The sequence below is a fragment of the Dermacoccus sp. BD5 genome (genome assembly GCF_044878485.1).
Taxonomy (GTDB): domain Bacteria; phylum Actinomycetota; class Actinomycetes; order Actinomycetales; family Dermatophilaceae; genus Dermacoccus; species Dermacoccus nishinomiyaensis.
The window spans coordinates 32,527-54,582 of record NZ_JANJER010000011.1; the positions used below are offsets into that span (position 1 = coordinate 32,527).

The following is a 22,056-nucleotide window of genomic DNA, read 5'->3' on the forward strand; positions in this document are numbered from 1 at the left end:
ATGCATGAAGCGCTCGACTTGCTCGCCCGGGTGCCGGGCGTTCTCGCGTTTCTTCTGGCGCTGACGATCGTCGCCGAATGCTGCTCCGCCGCAGGCGTCTTCGACGACCTGGCCCGGCGTCTCGTCACTGTGGGGCGCGGTCACGTGCCCGCGACGTGGCTGCTGTTCCTGCTCACCACCGGCGTCGTCACCGCCCTGCTCGGCCTCGACACGACTGCCGTGCTCATGACGAGCGCGGCCGTCGTCGTCGCGCGTCGACTGCGGGCGCCGGTCGCGATGTTCGCCTTCCCGACGCTGTGGCTCGCGAACATGGCCTCGCTGTGGCTGCCCGTCTCCAATCTCACCAACCTGCTGGCGCGCGGGCACCTGGACACCACGAGCAGCCTCGGCTTCCTCGCGCTGGCGTGGCCCGTCGCACTGACGACGACGCTCGTGCCGCTCCTGTGCGCCGCCGTCATCTGGCGCCCCGCATTCCGGTCATTCGACGGGCACGATCGCCCTGGGCGGCGGTCACCGTGCACCACGGCGCCCGATGACACATCGGCGTCAGCACCACTGCCGCAGCAAAGATCCGCGCGTCGAAGCGTCGCCGTCATCACCCTGCTCATGTGCGCGGCGATCCTCGTCGTCGAACCGTGGATGACGGCCGGCGTCGCCGCGCTGTGCTGCTTCCTCGCTCTCGCACTGCTCACCCCTGAGCGTCTCCGCGTGATCACCCTGCCGTGGCGCAGCCTGCTCATCACGACGGCCCTGTTCGTCGCCGTCGCGGTGCTGCATGGGTCCGGCGCGCTCGACCCGCTCGTCCGGACGCTCGACGACGCGCCCGCCTGGGCCCTCACGCTCAGTGGCGCGGGCCTCGCCAACGCGACGAACAACCTGCCCGCCTACCTCGCCCTCGAACCCGCCGCCCACGACGCGACGCGTGTGCTCGCCCTGCTCATCGGCGTCAATGTCGCAAGTGGGCTGACGTGGTGGGGGTCGGTGGCGACGCTGCTGTGGCGCGAGCGCCTGCGCCGCGAGGGCGTCACCGTGTCCTGGCGCCGTCACCTGCTGCTCACCGGATCGACGACGTTCATCACGACCGCCGCGGCTCTTGCCGTCCTCGCCCTGACGCGATGAGCTACTGGCCCGTAGCTGCTTGACCTGCTGGCCCCAAAAGCATGACGCATGGCGCCGGCGACCCCCGTCAGCCGAGAGCGACCTGCAGCGCCTGACGGACGTCGTCGACCAGATCACCCGCATCCTCGAGCCCGACCGACAGGCGCAGTGTGCCGTCCGTGATGCCGATCGCGGCCCGCGCGTCGGCGCCCATCCGACGATGCGTCGTCGTCGCGGGGTGGGTGATCATCGACTTGGAATCGCCGAGATTGTTGGAGATGTCGACGATGCGCAGCGCGTTCATCAGGGCAAATGCCTCCGCCTTGTCACCGTCGATCTGGAACGTCACGACCGAGCCGCCACCGCTCATCTGCCGTTTCGCGAGCTCGTGCTGCGGGTGCGAGACGAGGAACGGATGCACGACACGTGACACCTTCGGATGCGCCTCGAGCACCTCGGCCAGCTTCAGCGCTGTCGCCGCCTGCGCCTCGACGCGTAGCCGCAGCGTCTCCAGGCCCTTGAGCAGCACCCACGCGTTGAACGCCGACATCGTCGGGCCGGTGTGGCGCACGAGGTTCTGCACCGGCCCGTCGATGAACTCGCGCCTGCCGAGGATGGCGCCACCGAGCACGCGACCCTGCCCGTCGATGTGCTTGGTCGCGGAGTAGACGACGACGTCGGCGCCGTGGTCGAACGGCCGGCTGAACACGGGCGTGCCGAAGACGTTGTCGACGACGACCTGCGCCCCGGCCGCATGGGCGAGGTCGCTGACGGCGCGCATGTCGACGAGTTCCTGCATCGGGTTGCTCGGCGACTCGAAGAACACCGCCGTCGTCGGCTGCGACAGCGCCTGGCGCCACTGCTCGAGGTCAGGCCCGTCGACGAAGACCGTCTCGACGCCCCAGCGCGGCAGGATCTCGTCGAGGATGACGAAGCACGAGCCGAACAACCCGCGTGAGGCGACGACGCGGTCGCCCGCCCCCAGCAGCGCGGCCAGGGCCGTGAACACCGCCGACATGCCGGACGCCGTCGCCGTGCACGCCTCGGCTCCCTCGAGAGCGGCGAGCCGCTCCTGCAGCATCGCCGTTGTCGGGTTGCCGTATCGGCTGTAGACGAACCGGTCGCTCTCACCCGAGAACGCGGCCTCGGCGGCCTCGGCGGAGTCGTAGACGAACCCCGACGTCAGGTACAGCGCCTCCGCCGTCTCCTCGAAACCGCTGCGCGCGAGGCCGCTGCGCACCGCGAGGGTGTCGGGTCGCCAGTCTTCTTGCCCGCGCTGAATATCCATAACTGCAACTTATGGATCTTCGGCGCCGCTCGCCACACAGGATGGATGATCGTCCGCGCACCGGACGACCCGCCTTGGACGCCGGCCCACGCCCCTTGACGCCTGCATCGGAGGCTCTGAGGCTCTGTCAGCCCCGCAGGTGATGCGTGTCGTTCGTGAACGCGACCTGCGCGTTGCCGTCGCGCCACACCTCGATGCCGGTCAGCGACGCCGGGGCCGCCGCAACGCGCCACGCGCCGTCCATGCTCAGATCGAGCACCTTGGCGAGCACCGACATGATGACGATGCGGTGCGTCACGATGATGACGACACCGCCGCGTTCCACCGCCCGCCCGAGGGCTGCAGCGACGCGCTCGTCGAGCTCGTCGCGCGTCTCGCCGCCCGGCGCGCGGTGAGTCGGTTCGTGACGCAGCTTCGACAGTCCCGCCGCGTCCTTGGCGCGGATCTCCTTGAACGACAACCCGTCCCACTCGCCGAAGGCCTGCTCGTCCCAGTCGGCGTCGACCCGCGGCGTCACCCCGAGACGTTCGGCGATCAGCGTGCCCGTCTCGACCCCACGGGCGAGCGACGACGTCACGACGTGCACGTCGCTGTCACCGACGAGCCCGTCGAGCGCGCCCGCGACGCGGCGTGCCTGATCGCGACCCTCGGCGCTGAGCGACGGGTCCGCGCCACCGCGACCGTCGAGCAGCCCCCTCGTCGTGAAGTCGGTGACGCCGTGGCGCACGAGGACGATGCGCGTCGGCCGCCCGAGATCCGCCGGCCCCCTCGGCTTCTCGTCGGGCTCAACGACGGCCTCGCCGCCCACTTCGCCCCCACCGTTCGGGTCGCCCGCACCCACGCCCGCGCTACTGGCGCCGTCCACGTCAGCACCAGCACCGTCAGTGCGCTGGACACCACCACCCTGCGACGCGCGCTCGACGTCGTCACCCCATGTGTCGCGTCGCACGGTGACGCCGTCCATGCCGTCGTTGGACAGCTTGTCGGCGTCCTTGTTCTTGGCACGCGGGATCCACTCGTACGTGACGGCGCCGCCCGCGCTCGAGATCTCCGCCGCGAGCGCCTGGGCCTCGGCGGCGAGGCGTTTCATGTCCTCATGCTTGATCTTCCAGCGGCCCGACATCTGCTCGACGACGAGCTTCGAGTCCATCCGCACCGTCACGGCAGCGCCCGGGGCATGATCGACGACGGCCCGCAGCCCCTCGATGAGGCCGGTGTACTCGGCGACGTTGTTCGACTCCTTGCCGAGCGGCGCGGCGCGTTCGGCGAGCAGCGCACCGGTGTCCGCGTCGCGCACGAGGCTGCCGTACCCGGCGACGCCGGGGTTGCCGCGCGAACCGCCGTCAGCTTCGACGATGAGACGTCGCGTCATGATGAATCTCCTTCGCCCACAGGCATTTCGGACGACGAACAGCGCCCGGCGCCGTCACCGCGAGGCGACGCGCCGAGCGCTGTACTCTCTGCCCGGTCAGAGGTCGGATTCGGCCGTGCGCACGAGGATGCGTCCGCACTCGTCGCAGTAGACGACCTGGTCGGCGGCGCTCGAGCGAATGCGCTGCAGATCCGAGTGGTTGAGTTCGAGGCCGCAACCGAGGCAGCGACGACCGTGCAGCGCCGCCGCGGCGACACCGCTGCGGGCCCGGATGCCGTCGTATTCCGCGAGCAGGTCGGCGGCGAACGACGGGGCCATGTCGTCGCGCTTGCGCTGCACCTCGGCGCGCTCGGTCTCGAGCTCCTTGGCTGCCTCGCCCATCTCCGCCTTGAGCTGCTTGACCTTGGCCTCGGCCTCGTCAGCGACCGTCGTGAACGCCGTCAGCCGCTCGCGCAGGCCCTCGGCGCGCTCCATGATCTCGAGCTCGGCGTCCTCGAGGACGACTTGACGGCGAGCGAGCGTGTCCGTCTCGTGCTGCAGCGCCTGCAGATCCTTCGCGCTGCCCTCACCCGAGGCGAGGCGCTTCTCGTTGCGGGCCATGCGGTCGCGCACCTGCTGCACGTCGGCCTCGCTGCGCGCGATCTCACGCTCGACGTCCATGACGGCCGTCTGCGCGAGAATCATCTCCTCCGTCGCGGTGTCAGCCTTCTTCGTCAGCTCCGCGAGCTCCTTCGCCTGCGGCAGGTTCGCGAGACGGTGATCGATCTGGTCGAGGCGGGTGTCGAGCTTCTGCAGGTCGAGCAGCCTCCACTGCTGCTGAAGTTCTGCCTTCACTGCATCTCTCCTTCATTGGTGGGCACGAGGAAATTCCAGGGGTCGGTGCACGTCGTCGAGACGTGCACCTCGATGTCGCCGCCGCTCTCGCGCACGGCCTTCACGAGACGCTCGCAGGCGTGCTGCAGCCACAACCATTCGGTAGCCCAGTGTCCGGCGTCGACGAGGAACATCGGCGCCGCCGGGTCGTCCTCCTCGCGCGCCTCGATGGCGGGATGATGACGCAGGTCGGCGGTGACGTAGACGTCCGCCCCCGCGCGTCGTGCCGCGCCGAACTCGCCGTCACCGGCGCCGCCGAGCACCGCGACGCGCTGGACGCTCGCCTCGGCCTCTCCGCTGACGCGCAGGCCGACGGGGGCGGGTGGTAGCGCCGCGGCGAGGCGTTCGCAGAAGGCGCGCAGCGTCATGCTCTGAGGCAGCTCACCGACGCGGCCCAGCGGCTGCCCCTCGCTCTCGACCAGGGGTTCGACGTCCTGCAGGCCGCATGCGGCCGCGAGCGCGTCGTTGACGCCGGGTGTGGCCACGTCGGCGTTCGTGTGCGCCGCGTACAGGGCGACGTCGCCGACGACGAGCGCTGTCACCGCGCGCCCCTTGCCTGACGTCGTCGCGACCGACTTGACCCCACGCATGAGCAGCGGGTGATGCGTGACGAGCAGGTCGTAACCGCCGGTGACGGCTTCGTCGATGACGCTCATCGCCGGGTCGACGGCGAACAGGACACGTTCGATCGGCTGCTCCGGGTCGCCGGTGACGAGGCCGACGGCATCCCACGACTGAGCCGTCGACGGCGGGTAGAAGCCGTCGAGGATTCGCGTGACGTCCGCGAGGGTCGTGGTGGAGTTGTTCATGTGGGCCCCGCCGGGATCGAACCGACGACCGACGCGGTGTAAACGCGTTGCTCTACCAGCTGAGCTAGAGGCCCTGAGCGCGCGCCGAGACGGCGCGGATGCAGCTGAATCCTACCCGCCGCGTGGCCACGTCGAGTTCGGCGTCATCGAGGGGCGGCGCCACGACGCCGCGCCGCGTCACAGGTTCTCGGCCACCTCGAGGGCGGGCGAGAAGTCGCGCGCCTCGCCGGGGCCGTTGATGAGCGACCAGAGCACCGTCATCGACGCGTCGATGAGGAAGGTGCCGCGCACGGCGAACCCGCGCTCGTCGTCGAAGACGCCGTAGGCGCGCGCGATCGCGCCGTGCGGCCAGAAGTCGCTGAGCAGTGGGAAGTCGAAGCCCTCGGCGTCCGCCCACGCGCGCTGCGTGAACATCGCATCGCAGCTGATGCCGACGACCTGCATCGCGTCACCGTCGTAGCGGGGCAGGTTGTCGCGGATGTGGCACAGCTCCCCCGTGCAGATGCCGGAGAACGCGAAGGGGTAGAAGACGAGCAGCGTCGGGCGCTCGGCGACGAGGCCGGACAGTGTCACGTCCTCACCGAACTGGTTCCTGAGCGTGAAATCGGGCGCCGCAGCACCCACCTCGAGACCGCTCATGTCACTCCCTCTTCGTCTCGTGCGGCGGCCGCGCTCAGCGCTGCTTCGCCGCGCCACCCTGGACGAGCTTCGTGCCGATCCAGTCGTCGCCGACCTTGAAGGTCGAGCTGGCCTTGAGACCGGCGGTCGTCGCAGCTTCCTGCACGTCCGCGGCGTCGATCGCAAGATCCGAGCCGGCCTTCGGCGTCATGAGGAGGACGAACCCCTTGTCCTCCAGCGTCGCGAGCGCGTCGACGACGTCGTCGGTGAGGTCGCCGTCGCCGTCACGGAACCACACGAGGACGGAGTCGACGACGCCGTCGTACGTCTCGTCCTCGATCTCGGAGCCGACGATCTCCTCGATGGCTTCGCGCCACGACTCGTCGACGTCATCGTCCCAACCGATCTCCATGACGATGTCGTCCGCGGAGAAGCCGATCTTGGCCGCCGGATGTGCCCCTGCGGTCTGGTTCACGTGCTGTGCTCACTTTCTGTTCTGGACGCTGCGCCCACGCCGGGTGGATGCAGCCTTGTTCGAAGGGTAGTCCACAAGGTTGTCTCGCGCATTGCAAGAAGGCGCCCTCATGACGACCGTCTCGTGGGCCCGATCGCCCCGGCCGGATGAGCGTCGAAACCCCGCGTCCCACCTGCCGACCTGAGTACCCACGAGTAACCCCGTCCCGGTTTCGCTCCGGGTGCTCACGGGGGGCAGGATGGGAGCATGTGGCGCGTGCCAGGTAGCGCCGACGCAGTGGACGAGAGGACGTGACCTAAGTGTCGCTTGAGGAAGCCGGCCCGATCCTGAATGGCATTCCCAGTCAGTTGCCGGACATCGATCCCGACGAGACGCAGGAGTGGCTCGACTCGCTCGACGGCCTCGTCGACGAAGCCGGACGCAACCGTGCCCGCTACGTCATGCTCAAGCTGCTGGAGCGCGCCCGCGAGCAGCAGATCGGCGTGCCGTCGCTGACGGCGACCGACTACATCAACACGATCGGCCCCGAGGCCGAGCCGTGGTTCCCCGGCGATGAGGAGATGGAGCGCAAGTACCGCGCCTGGATCCGCTGGAACGCCGCCGTCATGGTGCACCGCGCGCAGCGCCCCGACATCGGCGTCGGCGGCCACATCTCGACGTACGCCTCCGCCGCGACGCTCTACGAGGTCGGCTTCAACCACTTCTTCCGCGGCAAGGACCACCCGGGCGGCGGTGACCAGGTCTTCATCCAGGGCCACGCCTCCCCCGGCATCTACTCGCGCGCCTACCTCGAGGGCCGCCTGACCGAGGAGCAGCTCGACGGCTTCCGTCAGGAGAAGAGCCACTTCATCGACGGTGAGGCCGCCGGCCTGCCGAGCTACCCGCACCCGCGCAACATGCCGGAGTTCTGGGAGTTCCCGACCGTCTCCATGGGCATCGGCCCGATGAACGCCATCTACCAGGCGATGGTCAACCGCTACCTCAACGACCGCGGCCTCAAGGACACATCCGACCAGCACGTCTGGGCCTTCCTCGGTGACGGCGAGATGGACGAGGTCGAGTCGCGTGGCGCCCTGCAGTGGGCCGCCAACGAGGGCCTCGACAACCTGACGTTCGTCGTCAACTGCAACCTGCAGCGTCTCGACGGCCCCGTGCGCGGCAACGGCAAGATCGTGCAGGAGCTCGAGGCGTTCTTCCGCGGCGCCGGCTGGAACGTCATCAAGGTGCTGTGGGGCCGCGGCTGGGATCCGCTGCTCGCCCAGGATCGTGACGGTGCGCTCGTCAACATCATGAACAAGACGCGTGACGGCGACTACCAGACGATCCGCGCCAATGACGGTGCCTACGTCCGCGAGTACTTCTTCGGCCAGGACCCGCGCACGGCGAAGATGGTCGAGAACTGGTCCGACGACGACCTGTGGTGGAAGCTCAAGCGAGGTGGCCACGACTACCGCAAGGTGTACGCCGCCTACAAGGCTGCGATGGAGCACACGGGCCAGCCGACGGTCATCCTCGCGCACACCATCAAGGGCTACAGCCTCGGCACGCACTTCGCGGGCCGCAACGCGACGCACCAGATGAAGAAGATGACGCTCGAGGACCTCAAGCAGTTCCGCGACTCGCTCGACATCCCGATCAGCGACGAGCAGCTCGAGAAGGACCCGTACCGTCCGCCGTACTACCACCCCGGCAACGACGACCCGGCGATCAAGTACCTGCTCGAGCGTCGCGCGAAGCTCGGCGGTGGGCTGCCGTCGCGCAAGGGCCGCAGCTCGCAGCTGCCGTTGCCCGGTGACGAGGCGTACAAGATCGCGAAGAAGGGCTCCGGCAAGCAGGAGGTCGCGACGACGATGGCGTTCGTCCGCATCCTCAAGGAGCTGATGCGCGACAAGGAGTTCGGCAAGCACATCGTGCCGATCATCCCCGACGAGGCGCGCACGTTCGGCATGGACGCGTTCTTCCCGACGGCGAAGATCTACAACCCGCACGGGCAGCACTACCGCTCCGTCGACGCAGAGCTCATGCTCGCGTACAAGGAGAGCCCGCAGGGCCAGCTGTTGCACCTCGGCATCAACGAGGCCGGCTCCGTCGCGGCGTTCACCGCCGTCGGCGCCGCGTACGAGACGAACGACATCCCGATGGTGCCGGTCTACGTCTTCTACTCGATGTTCGGCTTCCAGCGCACCGGTGACTCGATCTGGGCGGCCGCCGACCAGATGGCCAAGGGTTTCCTCATCGGCGCCACCGCGGGCCGTACGACGCTGACGGGTGAGGGTCTGCAGCACGCCGACGGTCACAGCCACGTGCTCGCCGCGACGAACCCCGCCATCCGCTCCTACGACCCGGCCTACGGCTACGAGATCGCGCACATCGTGCAGGACGGCCTGGAGAAGATGTACGGCGAGAACGCCGAGAACGTCATCTACTACCTGACCGTCTACAACGAGCCGATCGTGCAGCCGGCCGAGCCCGAGAACGTCGACGTCGAAGGCATCAAGCGCGGCATCTACAAGCTCAAGGACGGCTCGTTCGACGGCCTCGGCGACGACGCGCGCCGCGTGCAGCTGCTCGCCTCCGGCGTCGGAGTCGCCTGGGCCCTCGAGGCACAGGAACTGCTCAAGGAGGACTGGGGCGTCGTCGCCGATGTCTGGTCCGTGACGTCGTGGAACGAATTGCGCCGCGACGGCCTCGAGGCCGACGAGCACAACTTCCTCCACCCCGAGGAAGAGCGCCGCGAGCCGTTCATCACGTTGCGCCTCAAGGACGCACCCGGTCCCGTCATCGCGACGAGCGACTCGATGCGTCAGGTGCACGACCAGATCCGCCAGTACGTGCCCGGCGAATTCCACTCGCTGGGCGCAGACGGATTCGGCTTCTCCGACACGCGAGCTGCAGCACGACGCTTCCTCCACATCGACGGCCCGTCGATGGCGGTGCGCGCCCTGCAGTCGCTCGCCGACCGCGGCGAACTCGACCCGTCGATCCCGCGTCAGGCAGCCGAGAAGTACGAGCTGCTCAACGTCAAGGCCGGCACCTCCGGCAACGCCGGCGGAGAAGCCTGACGGGCAATGCGAACAGCGACGGGCAGAACTGGGCGACGGTTCTGCCCGTCGGGCTTCTGCGCCAAAAGGTGCGCGGAGAAGCCTGACGATTCCCTCGCGGCGTCTTCCATCGGTCCGGAGTCGCAAGCTCCCCGGCCCGAGGTGCCACAGCGCCACGGGGGCGCGTCCACGTCCCCTGCACGCACGGAAGCCGTGCGCACTCACCGTCCGTGAGTGCGCACGGCTTCGTGCTTTCCGGGGTCGGTCGGCCGGCCGGTGTCGTTGCTACTCGTGGGTTCCCACAAGGCTCGGTTACGGTGACGGGCATGGCGGAACCCAGGGTGCCCTCGCGTGAATCTCTGACGGCGATGCGGCGCGGCGTCGGGGCGATGTCGACGTCGGCGGCGGCGCGCGTCGAAGCCGACCACGCCTGGTTCGCCGCGCTCAGCGCCGAGGATCGCAGCTGGATCGGCGTCATCGCGCACGGCGGCATCACGTCGTTCCTGTCGTGGCTCGAGAACCCGCACGTCGAAGGCGCCGGCGCCATCGACGTGTTCGCCGACGCACCACGCGAACTGACGCGCAGCATCAGCCTCGAACAGACCCTCGACCTGCTGCGCACCGTCATCGAGATCGTCGAGGACGAAGCACCCGCCCTCGCGCGGGCCGACGAACGCGCGGCCGTGCGCGAAGCCGTCCTGCGCTACTCCCGTGAGGTCGCGTTCGGCGCCGCCCACGTCTACGCGCGCGCCGCAGAATCGCGCGGCGCGTGGGATGCACGCCTCGAGTCGCTCGTCGTCGACGCCGTCGTGCGCGGCGAACCCGACGAGACGCTCGGCTCCCGCGTCAATGCCCTCGGCTGGGCCGAGGTGCGCGGCGTCACCGTCGTCGTCGGCGGGAGCCCCCTCGGCAGCCAGACGAGCGTCGTCGACCCACTACGACGCGCCGCGCGTCATGCCGGGCTCGAGATCCTCGTCTCCGTCGAAGGACGGCGGATGATCGCCGTCGTTGGCGGGCTCGACGCGGCCACCCTCGCGACGCCACGCAGCGGCACATCGTCAGGCAATGCAGCAAGCACGTCGTCTCAGGCCGCCCCGCACGCCGACCCGCTCGCCGCGGCGCGACTGCTCGCCGACCACTTCGGCGACGGCCCCCTCGTGTGCGGGCCCCGCGTGCCGCACCTCTATGCGGCGGGCCGCTCAGCACGGGACGCGCTGCGCGGCTACGACGCCGCGCCGGCGGCCACCTCCTGCCCCCGCCCGGTGCACAGCGACGACCTGCTCGCCGCACGCGCCGTCTCCGGTGACGACAAGGCACGCCGCGCGCTCGCCGCACGGGTGACGGCCGCGCTCCAGCCCGATTCCGTCATGCGCGAGACGGCGCGCGCCTACATCCGTCTCGGCTCGCTGGAGGCCACGGCGCGCGAGTTGTTCGTCCATGCGAACACCGTGCGCTACCGCCTGGGGCGCACCCACGACCTCACCGGTTACGACCTCACCTGCCCCGAGGACGCCTTCGCCATCCGACTGGGCCTCATGTACGCCGACCTCGACGCAGCCCGGTCCCGCCCGCGCACCCGGCCGGACGCCTCCCGCGCCGCACGGGAGCAACCCAGCCAGGTGTGATTGGAGGTTTCCTACAAATCACACCGGCGAAGTTCGTCGGCCCGCTCGTCGCCTCGCCCACCACCTCCAGGGCAAGGTTGAGGGGTGCTAGCGATCGTGTGCCCCGGACAGGGCTCTCAGACCCCCGGTTTCCTCCGCCCTTGGCTCGAGCTGCCAGAGTTTCACTCCCGCATGGCGTGGCTGTCGGCCTGCGCCGGGATGGATCTCGTCCACCTCGGCACCGAGGGTGACGCGGAGACCATCAAGGACACCGCCGTCGCACAGCCCCTCATCGTCGGGAGCGGCCTCGTCTCGATGCTCGCGCTGTTCGCCCACCCCGTCGAGGGATTCCGTTCCGTCGGTGTCGGCGCCGGCCACAGCGTCGGTGAGATCACTGCCGCGGCCTCGGCCGGCGTCCTGAGCGCCGAGCAGGCCATGGTCTTCGTCCGCGAGCGCGGTGCGGGCATGGCGCAGGCCTCGGCCGTCACGCCGACCGGCATGGCCGCCGTCGTCGGCGGCGAGGCGAAGGACGTCGTCAGCCACCTCGAAGCCCTCGGCCTCACGCCGGCCAACATGAACGGTTCCGGTCAGATCGTCGCGGCCGGCACCCTCGAGCAGATCGAGCGGCTCAAGGCCGAGCCGCCGGCGAAGGCACGCGTGATCCCGCTCCAGGTCGCGGGTGCCTTCCACACCGAGCACATGACGCCGGCCGTGGAGCGGCTCAGTGTCTTCGCGCGGGCCATCTCGACGCACGACCCTCGCATCCCCCTCGTGTCGAACAAGGACGGGCTCGTCGTCCACGACGGCACGCGGGTGCTGCGCCGCCTCGTCAGCCAGGTGAGCAACCCGGTGCGCTGGGATCTGACGATGGAGACGTTCAAGGCGATGGGCGTGACGGGCCTCATCGAGGTGCCGCCGGCCGGCACCCTGACGGGCCTCGCCAAGCGTGCCCTGCCTGGTGTCGAGACCCTGGCGCTCAAGACCCCCGACGACCTCGACGCGGCGCACCGCATGGTGCGCGAGCACGGCCAGGTCGACACCGATCTCGAACCCGCGTGGCGACTCGTCATCGCGCCGGCCAAGGGGACGATCGAGCGCGCGCCCCTCGACGAGGGCGACACCATCACCCCCGGCGAGACGATCGGACAGGTCGTCACGGCGCGCGACGCGTACAACGTCGTCGCGCCGCACGGCGGGCGCATCATCGAGTGGCTGGTCAGTGAGGGCGACCCTGTCTCTCCCGGCCAGCCCCTCGTGCGTCTTCACCCGAAGGAGGCGCAGTGAAGGCCCTCGCGCAGCGCACCGGCGCGCAGTACACCCGCATCCTCGGTTTCGGCGGTTACCGCCCGCAGCGGCTCGTGCCGAACAGCGAGATCGTCGAGGCCATCGACTCCTCCGACGAGTGGATCCAGGAGCGCTCCGGTGTCCGCACGCGTCATTTCGCGCGCGACGACGAGACGATGCTCGACATGGCCGAGTCGGCGGCGCGCGACGCGATCGCACGCTCCGGTGTCGACCCGGCGACGATCGACGGCGTCATCCTCGGCTCGGTCACGCACGACATGTTCACGCCCGCCGCCGCGCCGATGCTCGCGGATCGACTGGGGCTGGACTCCCCCGTCGCGTTCGACCTGTCCGCCGCCTGCGCCGGGTACTGTCACGGCATCGGTGTCGCCTCCGAGCTCGTGCGGGCCGGTAGCGCGAGCACTGTCCTCGTCCTCGGCGCCGAGCGCCTGACGTCCGTGCTCGATCCGAGCGACCGCGGCACCGCCTTCATCTTCGGTGACGGCGCGGGCGCGGCGATCGTCGGCGCGAGCGACCACGTCGGCATCGGCCCGACGATCTGGGGCAGTGACGGCGCGGCGTGGGAGGCAATCCGCCCCAACGTGCTCGAGGACGGCTCGCCCGGCCCGACCATCACGATGCAAGGTCAGAGCGTCTTCCGCTGGGCGGTGTGGAGCATGGCTCCCGTCGCGCTGCGCGCCATCGACGCCGCGGGCCTGAGCGTCGACGACATCGACGTGTTCATTCCGCATCAGGCGAACGTCCGCATCATCGACGCCATGGCCAAGCAGATGAAGCTGCCCGAACGCGTCGTCATCGCGCGCGACATCGTCGACACGGCCAACACGTCCGCCGCGTCGGTGCCGCTGGCCGCCGAACGACTCGTGCGCGAGGGGCAGGCCAAGAGCGGCGATCTCGCGCTGCAGATCGGTTTCGGCGCGGGCCTCGCCTACGCGGCGCAGGTCGTCGAGATCCCCTGAGCCGCACCGCGACTCAGCATTCAGCTCCCGCGCCTCGGCGGGCCATCCGGGGCAAGGAAAGAACCGCAGACGGAGTCGATCGACGAACGGTCGACGTCACGACAAGGAGAAACACCATGGCTGCTTCCGAGCAGGAGATCCTCGCCGGCCTCGCCGAGATCGTCAACGAGGAGACCGGCATCGACGCCGCCTCCGTGCAGAGCGACAAGTCGTTCACCGACGACCTCGACATCGACTCGCTGTCGATGATGACGATCGTCGTCAACGCCGAGGAGAAGTTCGGCGTCCGCATCCCCGACGAAGAGGTCAAGAACCTCGTCACCGTCGGCGACGCCGTCAGCTACATCAAGAACGCCCAGGCCTGAACGGCCCCCGTCGACGCGCCGCCCCGGCACCTCGCCCGCGCGGGCGGCGCGTCGCACCCCATTCTTTCGTGCCCCACCAAGGAGCCAGCATGACCCCGAACCGCGACGCCCGCATCGTCGTCACCGGCATCGGTGCGACGACCCCGCTCGGCGGCACCGCACCCGAGACGTGGGACGCCCTGCTCGCCGGTCGTTCCGGTGCTCGCGCGCTGCCCGCCGAATGGCTGGAGCAGTTCGAGCTGCCCGTGACGTTCGCCGCGTCCATCGCCCAGGACCCGGCCGAGGTGCTGACGAAGGTCGAGACGCGCCGCATGGACCGCAGCGCCCAGTACGCGCTCATCGCAGGGCGCGAGGCGTGGGCAGACGCGGGCAGCCCCGAGGTGGAGCCGGAGCGACTCGCAGTCGCGTTCGGCACCGGCATCGGCGGGGTGACGACGCTGCTCGACCAGTGGGATGTCATGCGCGAGAAGGGCCCGCGTCGCGTGTACCCGCTGACGGTGCCGATGCTCATGCCCAACACCTCTGCGGGCAACCTGTCGCTCGAGTTCGGTGCGCGCGCAGGCGCCCACACGACCGTCTCCGCGTGCGCCTCCGGCGCCGAGGCGATGGGTCTCGCGATCGACATCATCCGCTCGGGCCGCGCCGACGTCGTCATCGCCGGCGGCACCGAGGCGCCGATGCACCCGCTGCCGTTCGCCGGGTTCGCGGCGATGAAGGCCCTCTCGACGCGCAACGACGACCCGCAGGCCGCCTCCCGCCCGTACGACACTGGCCGTGACGGCTTCGTCATGGGCGAGGGTGCTGCGGTCGTCGTGCTCGAGTCCGAGGAGCACGCGAAGGCGCGCGGCACGCGGATCTACGCCGAGCTCGCGAGCATCGGCATGTCCGCCGACGCCCACCACATCACCGCGCCCGAACCCGAGGGTGCCGGTGCCAAGCGGGCGATGCGTCAGGCCGTCGATGCCGCCGGTCTGACGCCCGCCGACATCTGCCACATCAACGCCCACGCAACCTCGACGCCCGTCGGTGACGTCGCCGAGGCGAACGCGATCCGCGCCGCGTTCGGCGCCGACGCCGACCACATGGCGGTGGCCGCGACGAAGTCGATGACGGGTCACCTGCTCGGCGCTGCGGGCGCGCTGGAGGCCGTCATCACGGTGCTGTCGGTGCACCACCGCCTCGTTCCGGCGGCCATCAACATCGACGACCTCGACCCCGCCATCGACCTCGACGTCGTGCGCAGCGAGGCCCGCACGCTGCCCGAGGGCGACATCGCGGCCCTCAACAACTCGTTCGGCTTCGGCGGCCACAACGTCGCCCTCACGATTCGGAGCGCCTCATGAACGCCCTCACCGCCACCGCGCCGGCCGAGGCCGACGTCGACCCGCGCGACCCGTATCGCCGCCTCGAGAACTTCCTCGACGCCGGCAGCGTCGACGTCATCGCCGAGGTCGAGCGCTCCGGCTTCGTCTCCGCTCGCGGCACCGCCGACGGCACGCCCGTCGTCGTGTTCTGCTCCGACGCGCGGGTGCAGGGCGGCGCGATGGGTGTCGAGGGGTGCAAGGCGATCGTCGAGGCCTACGAGATCGCCCTCGCCGAGAACCTGCCCGTCATCGGGCTGTGGCACTCCGGCGGTGCGCGACTGGCCGAGGGCGTCGTCAGCCTGCATGCCGTCGGCGAGGTGTTCGCCATCATGACGCGGGCGTCGGGCAAGATCCCGCAGATCTCCGTGGTCATCGGCGCCGCCGCCGGTGGTGCCGCCTACGGGCCGGCGCTGACGGACGTGGTCATCATGGCCGATCAGGGCCGCATCTTCGTGACGGGCCCCGACGTCGTGCGCTCGGTGACGGGCGAGAACGTCGACGCCGCACGCCTCGGCGGGCCCGAACCGCACGGTCGACGCTCGGGCGTGGTCCACGTCGTCACGGCCACAGAGGATGAGGCCTTCGAGCGAGGCCGTCTGCTCGCCTCGCTCATGGCGAATCAGGGCGAGTTCGACCTCGGATCGCTCGAAGAGCGCGACCTCGGCGCCACGTTCCCCGAGAACCCGAAGCGCGCCTACGACGTGCACCCCCTCGTCGACGACCTGTTCGACGATGCGGGTGAGCAGGTCGAGCTGCACGCGAAGTGGGCGCCCAACATCGTCACCTCGCTCGGGCGCCTCGGCGGGCGCACCGTCGGCGTCATCGCGAACAACCCGATGCGTCTCGGCGGGTGCCTCGACTCCCCCGCCGCGGAGAAGACGTCCCGTTTCGTGCGCATGTGCGACGCGTTCGGCATCCCCCTCGTCGTGCTCGTCGACGTCCCCGGCTACCTGCCTGGCGTCGGTCAGGAGTGGGACGGCGTGGTGCGCCGCGGCGCGAAGCTGCTGCACGCGTTCGCCGAGGCGGTCGTGCCGCGCGTGACGCTCGTGACGCGCAAGACGTACGGCGGCGCGTACATCGCGATGAACAGCCGCTCCCTCGGCGCGACGCGCGTGTTCGCGTGGCCGAGCGCGGAGGTCGCCGTCATGGGTCACGTCGCTGCCGTGCGCATCCTGCACCGTCGCCGGCTCGCGGAGGTCGACGAGGCCGCGCGTCCCCGGGTCGAGGAGGAACTAGCCGCCGAGCATGCCGTGCTCGCGGGTGGACTGGAACGCGCCCAGGAGATCGGTGTCGTCGACGAGGTCGTCGAGCCGGCCGAGACGCGCGGAGCGCTCGCTTCGGCACTGGCCGCCGCACCCGCGCGTCGCGGGCAGCACGGCAACATCCCACTGTGATCTGACGCCCACCCGGCATGACGAAGGCCGCTTGCTCCCCCAGAGAGCAAGCGGCCTTCGACGTGTGTGGTGCGTCAGCCGACGCGGTGCAGCCAGCGCACGGGAGCGCCGTCGCCGGCGTAGCGGAAGGGCTCGAGCTCCTGGTCCCAGGCGGTGCCGAGCAGCTCGGCCATCTCGGCCCGGAACTCCTCAGGGTCGCCCTGGCTCGCGACGAGGGCGCTGCGCAGGCGGTCCTCGCTGACGACGGCGTCGCCGCTCGCCGACGTCCACGTGTGGTGGATGCCGAGGTTCGGGGTGTGCGACCAGCGTGAGCCGTCGTTGCCGGGTGAGGGTTCTTCGGTGACTTCGTAGCGCACGTGATCCCAGCCGCGCAGCGCGCTCGCGAGCTTTGCGCCGCTGCCTGGTTCGCCGCTCCAGCTGAACTCGCTGCGCACGAGGCCCGGCGCGACGGGCTGCTGCGTCCACTCGAGGTTGACGTCGGCGCCGAGGACGCTCTCGAGCGCCCACTCGATGTGAGGGCACAGCGCAGCGGGGGTGGAGTGCACGAAAACCACCCCGCGCGTCATGACGCGAGTCATCGACATCCGAACCTCCTGGTGTTCGCGAGGGACGTCTTCCCCAACGACCTCAGCCACACCCAGGAATCCGATGATGTGTGCCGCCATTCTGCACGATGGCGACGCTGCAGGCCAGCACCCGTGCGGCGTGGCGAAGAATCAACCTGTCACTCTGGCGCATGCGGTGCTCACCCCGTGGGAGCGACACGCCCGCGTGTCCTGGCGAGCTGTCTCGCAGTGCCCGCTCAGAGGATGTCGTCGCTCTCGGGCGCTGCGGCCCGGTGCGACGCCGTCCGGCCCCGTAGTTCCGCGACGTCGGCGCGCAGGGCTCGGATCTCATGGGTGAGTGCTTCGACCTCGTCGCGCATGCGGTCGTCGGCGGCGACCTCGCCGTCCTCCTCGCGGACGCGATCGAGGATCCATGACGCCACCGAACCCGTGACGACACTGAACAGCGCGATGCCGCTGAACATGAGGCAGGCGGCGACGACACGTCCGCTCGGTGTCACGGGGTGGTGCTCGCCGTAGCCGACCGTCGTGATCGTCGTCGTCGCCCACCACAGGGCGTCGCCGAAGGTGTGGATGTTGGCGCCCGGCGCCTTGCGTTCGGCGTCGAGGACGGCGAGTGCGCCGAGCAACAGCACCGTCAGCGTCGCGAACCCGAGGTAGGCGACGATGCGGCCGCGCAGGGTGCGTCCGAGGCGCTTGTCGAGCAGCCGCAGCAGGGCGATGAGCTGCATCGTGCGCAGCGGTTGCAGCGCGGGCAGGACGAGGACGAGCACGTCAAGCCCGGAGTGGCGCAGGAAGCCGCGACGGTCGCGGGAGAGGTGGAGGCGCGCGAAGTAGTCACCGACGAACGCGAGGTAGGTGATGACGTTGAGTGCATGGAACGTCAGGATGACATCGGTCGGCAGGCTCGGCCGGAGAATGGGTGCGGCATACGAGGCGATGAAGACGAGCGCCAGGATGCCGAGAGGGACGCGCGTCGTCTCCTGCCACTTCTCCCGCGCGCCTTCACCGGATGATGCCGGGCCGGTGCTCACCCACGGCGCGTTGCTCATGCGCCCATCGTAGCGAGGCGCGCCCTCGCGCACCGACGGCCGCCGACATACGCCCTGCGAGAAGGCGGCTCGCCTCGAGATGACGACGTCCTCGGCGTGACGGCGTGACGACGTCCGAGTAGGGCGGGCGGGGCTTGAACCCGCGACCCAGGGATTATGAGTCCCCTGCTCTGACCAGCTGAGCTACCGCCCCTCGCCCGCTCGTCGCGGGCCGCAAGAGAGTTTAACCCCCGTGACGTGGGGTTACCCACGTGGCGTCAGCCGACCAACTGTGCGGCGGCGTCCGAGTCGGATCGTCCGGTGCGCCCCGATTCGTCGATGAGTGCGGAAGCTGCGGCGACGACGTCCTGCGACATCGCCTCGACGCCGAGGTCGGCGCAGATGGTGTCGGTGGCGCCGCGCCCGCCGATGAGGAGGCGGTAGGAGCGCGCGAGGTCACGCAGCTCGTCGAGCGAGCGACGGAACGTCGTGTCACGCGTCGCAGCCATGACGACGAGATCGGGCTGCAGGATGGAGCACGCCTGCGCAAGATCAGCGACAGGCGTCTCCTGGCCGATGTAGCGAATGCGCCACCCCGAGCGCGCGAGAAGCACCCCGAGCACGAGCAGTGGAATGTCGTGCTGCTCCCCCGGCGGGCAGGCGAGGACGACGAGGGGCCCGTCACCGTCGGCCCACATGAGGCTGTAGCTGTCGAGGCGACGGCGGATGAGTTGCGTCGCGAAGTGCTCGTGCGCGACGGACACCTCACCCCGTTCCCAACGCCCGCCCAACTGCACGAGGAACGGCATGAGGCCGTCACGCAAGGCTTCCTCGAGCCGATGCGATGACAGCAGCCGATCCAGCGCGGCACTCAGGGCGAACTCGTCGAACCGGTCGACAGCGCGGTGCATCTCGTAGACGATGGCTGCGGCGTCGATACGTCGGCCGGCCGGGATCTGGGCGACGACGTTCGCGTTGACGCGGCGCGCGGCCTCCGCGATGGACACACCTTGCTCGCGTAGGCCCAGCACCGCAGAGACGCGACGGACGTCGAGTTCGCTGTAGACGCGGTAGCCGCCCGTCGTGCGCGACGGTTTGAGGATGCCGTAACGGCGCTCCCACGCGCGAAGGGTGTGAGTCGACACCCCGACGCGTTCGGCAAGTTCGCCGATCTGCAGCCCCTCGACATGCGTTGACATACGCAGAGATTAGCGACCTTGAGAACGTTAGACAAAGGTTTGTCGTCGCCTGTCACCCCGCCTTACGTTCAAAGGAACGCCGCACACAGCGAGTTCCCATTCGTCGGCGCCCGCCGCAGCTGCCGACCAGAAGGGGCCGACCATGAGCATGGCACTCGAGACCGACACATCTTTCAGTGACCTTGGCCTGAGCCTGCCCGCACTGGCCCGCCTCCGGCTGCACCAGACCTGGACGGCGCCGCTGCCTGTCAGCTCTACCCAGGCAGCTGAACTGTGGCTCGCCGACCTCGACCTGCCCGTACGCCTCTCCCGGTGGGCGCATGGCTTCCGCTCGTACGACCTCGGCGCGTTCACCGCGGATGAGTTCGCCGCGCGTAAGCGTGACGTTCTCACCGCCTGTGGCCGCACGGACGGTCGCGTCCTCATGCTCGCGCAGCCGGCCCGCGACGCCGTCGCGCCCCGTATCTACTGGGTCCTCGACGAGGACGACACCCCCGTCGCGCACATCGCCGAGATCGTCCACGACGGCGAGCGCCTCGGCATGTTCGTCACCGGCGCCGACGGCAGGCACGTCCAGGGGCGGCTCGTCATCGACGGCACCCCGACCGAGACGGTCGGGCAGCTGCGCGCCCACCTCGACGCTGACGGTGTGCGCGTCGGCCTCCAGCTCACGAGCGTCGACGGTTCCCCGGTGCTGACGATGTCGCTCACCGGTACGCTCGCGTCGGGTTCGTCGCGCGCCCTGATCCAGTCGGCGCAGCGCGCGGCAGCGTCACAACGCGTCCTCGCCGCCTGAGACACCCACAGATTCGCTTGCGACCCCGGCCACCAGGTGGAGCCGGGGTCGTGAGTCGTCAACAGCGTGAGACGAGCGCGGGTGCTGCGGGATCTGACGGGTCAGTAGATATCGACAACCTATCCACGCTCATGTGTAGCAATTAGGTCACGAATGAGCGCGGCGGCGCCGTAGCGGCCTGTGGGCGTGACTACGATCACTGCCATGACCGGAGCCACCACTGCCCCAGCGCACAGTGACATCACCGCCCAGCGAGGCGAACCCCTCGTCGTGCTCGACGGAGTGAACAAGCACTTCGGCGACCTGCACGTCCTCAAGGACATCGACCTGAGCGTCAATCGCGGTGAGGTCGTCGTCGTGCTCGGCCCCTCGGGATCCGGCAAGTCGACGCTGTGCCGCACGATCAACCGGCTCGAGACGATCGAGTCCGGAACGATCACGATCGACGGCAAGGCGCTGCCCGAGGAGGGCGCGGCGCTGGCGAAGCTGCGCGCCGACGTCGGCATGGTGTTCCAGTCGTTCAACCTGTTCGCCCACAAGACGATTCTCGACAATGTCACCCTCGGCCCCATCAAGGTCCGCAAGCAGAGCAAGGCCGACGCGGAGGCGAAGGCGATGGAGCTGCTCGAACGCGTCGGTGTCGCCCACCAGGCGAAGAAGTTCCCGGCCCAGCTCTCCGGCGGCCAGCAGCAACGCGTCGCCATCGCCCGCTCCCTCGCGATGGAACCGAAGGTGATGCTCTTCGACGAGCCGACGTCAGCGCTCGACCCCGAGATGATCAACGAGGTCCTCGACGTCATGGCGCAGCTCGCCGCCGACGGCATGACGATGATCTGCGTCACCCACGAGATGGGCTTCGCCCGCCGCGCCGCCGACCGCGTGATCTTCATGGCGGACGGCGCCATCCTCGAGCAGGCGGCCCCCGAACAGTTCTTCAGCAACCCGACGACCGATCGTGCCCGGGACTTCCTCGGCAAGATTCTCACCCACTGACGCAGGCCGTCAGCAAACCCAGGAGGAAACAGACATGAAGCGTGCCATCGCCACCGCAGGTGTCGCCGCCCTCGCCCTCGGCCTGACGGCCTGTGGCGGCAGCGACGACAAGAGCTCGTCCGGCTCGGGCGACAAGATCAAGATCGGCATCAAGTACGACCAGCCCGGCCTCGGACTCAAGGCCGGCTCGGACTACAAGGGCCTCGACGTCGACGTCGCCAAGTACGTCGCGAAGGAGATGGGCTACGGCGAGGACAAGATCGACTTCGTCGAGTCGCCCTCCAAGCAGCGTGAGAAGATGCTCGAGGCGGGCACCGTCAAGATGATCTTCGCCACGTACTCGATCACCGACAAGCGCAAGCAGCAGGTCTCCTTCGGCGGCCCCTACTTCGTCGCCGGCCAGTCGGTCCTGACGAAGGCGGACACCGACATCAAGAGCGTCAAGGACCTCGCGGGCAAGAAGGTCTGCTCCGTCACCGGCTCGACGTCGGTCGACAACCTGAAGAAGCAGCAGCCGAACATCGTCCCCCAGCAGTACGACAAGTACTCCGAGTGCGCGGACGCGCTCGCCTCCGGCGCCATCGACGCGATGACGACGGACAACACGATCCTCGCCGGCTACGCCAACCAGGATGCCTACAAGGGCAAGTTCAAGCTCGTCGGCGATGCCTTCACCGAGGAGAAGTACGGCGTCGGCCTTAAGAAGGGCGACAAGGACACCTGCGAGAAGGTCAACAAGGCCATCACGAAGATGGTCGACTCCGGTGAGTGGAAGAAGGCCGTCGAGTCGAACCTCGGCGCCGACTTCCGCTACGACACGAAGCTCAACCCGCCGAAGCCGGCAGCCTGCTCCTGATCCATGCGCGGTGACGGGCGCGGCACCCGCCGCGCCCGTCACCGTCACCC

The 22,056-nt window shown here is 69.5% G+C and carries 20 protein-coding genes and 2 tRNA genes; 11 read left to right on the top strand and 11 right to left on the bottom strand.

The window, feature by feature from the left end; all coding sequences use genetic code 11:
* A complete protein-coding gene (locus NQ706_RS09590) occupies positions 1-1,119 on the top strand; it encodes an SLC13 family permease (RefSeq protein ID WP_051805956.1) in 1,119 nt (372 codons plus the stop codon).
* Between the two features lie 67 nt (positions 1,120-1,186).
* Here the strand turns inward: NQ706_RS09590 and NQ706_RS09595 are convergent, their stop codons facing one another.
* The 7 genes from NQ706_RS09595 to NQ706_RS09625 form a co-directional block, all read right to left on the bottom strand.
* Positions 1,187-2,386, bottom strand: coding sequence for an O-succinylhomoserine sulfhydrylase (locus NQ706_RS09595; protein WP_051805958.1), 1,200 nt, complete (start codon positions 2,384-2,386; stop codon positions 1,187-1,189).
* A gap of 127 nt (positions 2,387-2,513) precedes the next feature.
* Entirely contained in the window at positions 2,514-3,758 is a 1,245-nt protein-coding gene (locus NQ706_RS09600; RefSeq protein WP_038568633.1) for a bifunctional RNase H/acid phosphatase, read from the bottom strand.
* 96 nt (positions 3,759-3,854) lie between these two features.
* Positions 3,855-4,592: a zinc ribbon domain-containing protein gene (locus tag NQ706_RS09605; RefSeq protein WP_006944179.1), complete on the bottom strand. Its 738-nt coding sequence runs from the start codon at positions 4,590-4,592 to the stop codon at positions 3,855-3,857.
* The gene (locus NQ706_RS09610) at positions 4,589-5,440 is read right to left on the bottom strand and encodes a Nif3-like dinuclear metal center hexameric protein (protein ID WP_038571100.1); all 852 of its coding nucleotides are present in this window, start codon (positions 5,438-5,440) and stop codon (positions 4,589-4,591) included. Before NQ706_RS09610 ends, NQ706_RS09605 begins: the two co-directional genes overlap by 4 nt.
* Before the next feature lies 1 nt (position 5,441).
* A tRNA-Val gene (locus NQ706_RS09615) sits at positions 5,442-5,514 on the bottom strand.
* Between the two features lie 103 nt (positions 5,515-5,617).
* Positions 5,618-6,079: a peroxiredoxin gene (locus NQ706_RS09620; protein ID WP_038568635.1), complete on the bottom strand. Its 462-nt coding sequence runs from the start codon at positions 6,077-6,079 to the stop codon at positions 5,618-5,620.
* Between the two features lie 34 nt (positions 6,080-6,113).
* The gene (locus NQ706_RS09625) at positions 6,114-6,533 is read right to left on the bottom strand and encodes a DUF3052 domain-containing protein (protein ID WP_006944308.1); all 420 of its coding nucleotides are present in this window, start codon (positions 6,531-6,533) and stop codon (positions 6,114-6,116) included.
* A 299-nt stretch (positions 6,534-6,832) separates the two neighbouring features.
* Between NQ706_RS09625 and aceE the strand changes: the two genes are divergently transcribed.
* The 7 genes from aceE to NQ706_RS09660 all read left to right on the top strand — a co-directional run bounded on the left by aceE (position 6,833) and on the right by NQ706_RS09660 (position 16,565).
* Complete coding sequence (gene aceE / locus NQ706_RS09630) at positions 6,833-9,595, top strand: pyruvate dehydrogenase (acetyl-transferring), homodimeric type (protein ID WP_038568637.1); 2,763 nt, start codon at positions 6,833-6,835, stop codon at positions 9,593-9,595.
* 305 nt (positions 9,596-9,900) lie between these two features.
* Positions 9,901-11,199 carry a CdaR family transcriptional regulator gene (locus NQ706_RS09635; protein ID WP_081873678.1) on the top strand — a complete coding sequence of 433 codons (1,299 nt, stop codon included), beginning with the start codon at positions 9,901-9,903 and terminating at the stop codon, positions 11,197-11,199.
* A gap of 96 nt (positions 11,200-11,295) precedes the next feature.
* Positions 11,296-12,462, top strand: a complete 1,167-nt coding sequence (locus NQ706_RS09640; RefSeq protein WP_276525042.1) for an acyltransferase domain-containing protein — start codon at positions 11,296-11,298, stop codon at positions 12,460-12,462.
* Complete coding sequence (locus NQ706_RS09645) at positions 12,459-13,442, top strand: beta-ketoacyl-ACP synthase III (RefSeq protein ID WP_038568640.1); 984 nt, start codon at positions 12,459-12,461, stop codon at positions 13,440-13,442. Before NQ706_RS09640 ends, NQ706_RS09645 begins: the two co-directional genes overlap by 4 nt.
* A 116-nt stretch (positions 13,443-13,558) precedes the next feature.
* Positions 13,559-13,807 carry an acyl carrier protein gene (locus NQ706_RS09650; protein WP_006944284.1) on the top strand — a complete coding sequence of 83 codons (249 nt, stop codon included), beginning with the start codon at positions 13,559-13,561 and terminating at the stop codon, positions 13,805-13,807.
* 89 nt (positions 13,808-13,896) lie between these two features.
* Positions 13,897-15,150 (top strand): beta-ketoacyl-ACP synthase II, encoded by a 1,254-nt coding sequence (fabF, locus tag NQ706_RS09655; RefSeq protein ID WP_006944307.1) that lies wholly within the window; start codon positions 13,897-13,899, stop codon positions 15,148-15,150.
* A complete protein-coding gene (locus NQ706_RS09660) occupies positions 15,147-16,565 on the top strand; it encodes an acyl-CoA carboxylase subunit beta (RefSeq protein WP_006944206.1) in 1,419 nt (472 codons plus the stop codon). Before fabF ends, NQ706_RS09660 begins: the two co-directional genes overlap by 4 nt.
* Before the next feature lie 74 nt (positions 16,566-16,639).
* Here NQ706_RS09660 and NQ706_RS09665 read toward each other — a convergent pair whose 3' ends face one another.
* From NQ706_RS09665 to NQ706_RS09680, 4 genes are all read right to left on the bottom strand, one after another.
* Positions 16,640-17,149 carry a DUF3145 domain-containing protein gene (locus NQ706_RS09665; protein WP_006944212.1) on the bottom strand — a complete coding sequence of 170 codons (510 nt, stop codon included), beginning with the start codon at positions 17,147-17,149 and terminating at the stop codon, positions 16,640-16,642.
* Between the two features lie 218 nt (positions 17,150-17,367).
* On the bottom strand, positions 17,368-18,183 hold the full coding sequence (locus NQ706_RS09670) for a potassium channel family protein (protein WP_051805963.1): 816 nt from the start codon (positions 18,181-18,183) through the stop codon (positions 17,368-17,370).
* A 119-nt stretch (positions 18,184-18,302) separates the two neighbouring features.
* Positions 18,303-18,376 (bottom strand) — tRNA-Ile (locus tag NQ706_RS09675).
* 64 nt (positions 18,377-18,440) lie between these two features.
* Complete coding sequence (locus NQ706_RS09680; protein WP_006944166.1) at positions 18,441-19,361, bottom strand: MerR family transcriptional regulator; 921 nt, start codon at positions 19,359-19,361, stop codon at positions 18,441-18,443.
* A 142-nt stretch (positions 19,362-19,503) separates the two neighbouring features.
* Here NQ706_RS09680 and NQ706_RS09685 point away from each other — a divergent pair, with 142 nt between their 5' ends.
* The 3 genes from NQ706_RS09685 to NQ706_RS09695 all read left to right on the top strand — a co-directional run bounded on the left by NQ706_RS09685 (position 19,504) and on the right by NQ706_RS09695 (position 22,006).
* Positions 19,504-20,157, top strand: coding sequence for a hypothetical protein (locus NQ706_RS09685; RefSeq protein WP_038568642.1), 654 nt, complete (start codon positions 19,504-19,506; stop codon positions 20,155-20,157).
* 204 nt (positions 20,158-20,361) lie between these two features.
* Positions 20,362-21,150 (top strand): amino acid ABC transporter ATP-binding protein, encoded by a 789-nt coding sequence (locus NQ706_RS09690; RefSeq protein ID WP_006944163.1) that lies wholly within the window; start codon positions 20,362-20,364, stop codon positions 21,148-21,150.
* Positions 21,151-21,184: 34 nt separating this feature from the next.
* Positions 21,185-22,006, top strand: a complete 822-nt coding sequence (locus NQ706_RS09695) for a glutamate ABC transporter substrate-binding protein (RefSeq protein ID WP_404360823.1) — start codon at positions 21,185-21,187, stop codon at positions 22,004-22,006.
* Positions 22,007-22,056: the final 50 nt, after the last annotated feature.

Bases quoted from the DNA above. Each gene is read 5' to 3' on its own strand.
- NQ706_RS09590 (WP_051805956.1), top strand. From the start codon at position 1: ATGCATGAAGCGCTCGACTTGCTCGCCCGGGTGCCGGGCGTTCTCGCG.
- NQ706_RS09595 (WP_051805958.1), bottom strand. From the start codon at position 2,386: ATGGATATTCAGCGCGGGCAAGAAGACTGGCGACCCGACACCCTCGCG.
- NQ706_RS09600 (WP_038568633.1), bottom strand. From the start codon at position 3,758: ATGACGCGACGTCTCATCGTCGAAGCTGACGGCGGTTCGCGCGGCAAC.
- NQ706_RS09610 (WP_038571100.1), bottom strand. From the start codon at position 5,440: ATGAACAACTCCACCACGACCCTCGCGGACGTCACGCGAATCCTCGAC.
- NQ706_RS09620 (WP_038568635.1), bottom strand. From the start codon at position 6,079: ATGAGCGGTCTCGAGGTGGGTGCTGCGGCGCCCGATTTCACGCTCAGG.
- NQ706_RS09635 (WP_081873678.1), top strand. From the start codon at position 9,901: ATGGCGGAACCCAGGGTGCCCTCGCGTGAATCTCTGACGGCGATGCGG.
- NQ706_RS09650 (WP_006944284.1), top strand. From the start codon at position 13,559: ATGGCTGCTTCCGAGCAGGAGATCCTCGCCGGCCTCGCCGAGATCGTC.
- fabF (WP_006944307.1), top strand. From the start codon at position 13,897: ATGACCCCGAACCGCGACGCCCGCATCGTCGTCACCGGCATCGGTGCG.
- NQ706_RS09660 (WP_006944206.1), top strand. From the start codon at position 15,147: ATGAACGCCCTCACCGCCACCGCGCCGGCCGAGGCCGACGTCGACCCG.
- NQ706_RS09665 (WP_006944212.1), bottom strand. From the start codon at position 17,149: ATGTCGATGACTCGCGTCATGACGCGCGGGGTGGTTTTCGTGCACTCC.
- NQ706_RS09670 (WP_051805963.1), bottom strand. From the start codon at position 18,183: ATGAGCAACGCGCCGTGGGTGAGCACCGGCCCGGCATCATCCGGTGAA.
- NQ706_RS09680 (WP_006944166.1), bottom strand. From the start codon at position 19,361: ATGTCAACGCATGTCGAGGGGCTGCAGATCGGCGAACTTGCCGAACGC.
- NQ706_RS09685 (WP_038568642.1), top strand. From the start codon at position 19,504: ATGAGCATGGCACTCGAGACCGACACATCTTTCAGTGACCTTGGCCTG.
- NQ706_RS09690 (WP_006944163.1), top strand. From the start codon at position 20,362: ATGACCGGAGCCACCACTGCCCCAGCGCACAGTGACATCACCGCCCAG.
- NQ706_RS09695 (WP_404360823.1), top strand. From the start codon at position 21,185: ATGAAGCGTGCCATCGCCACCGCAGGTGTCGCCGCCCTCGCCCTCGGC.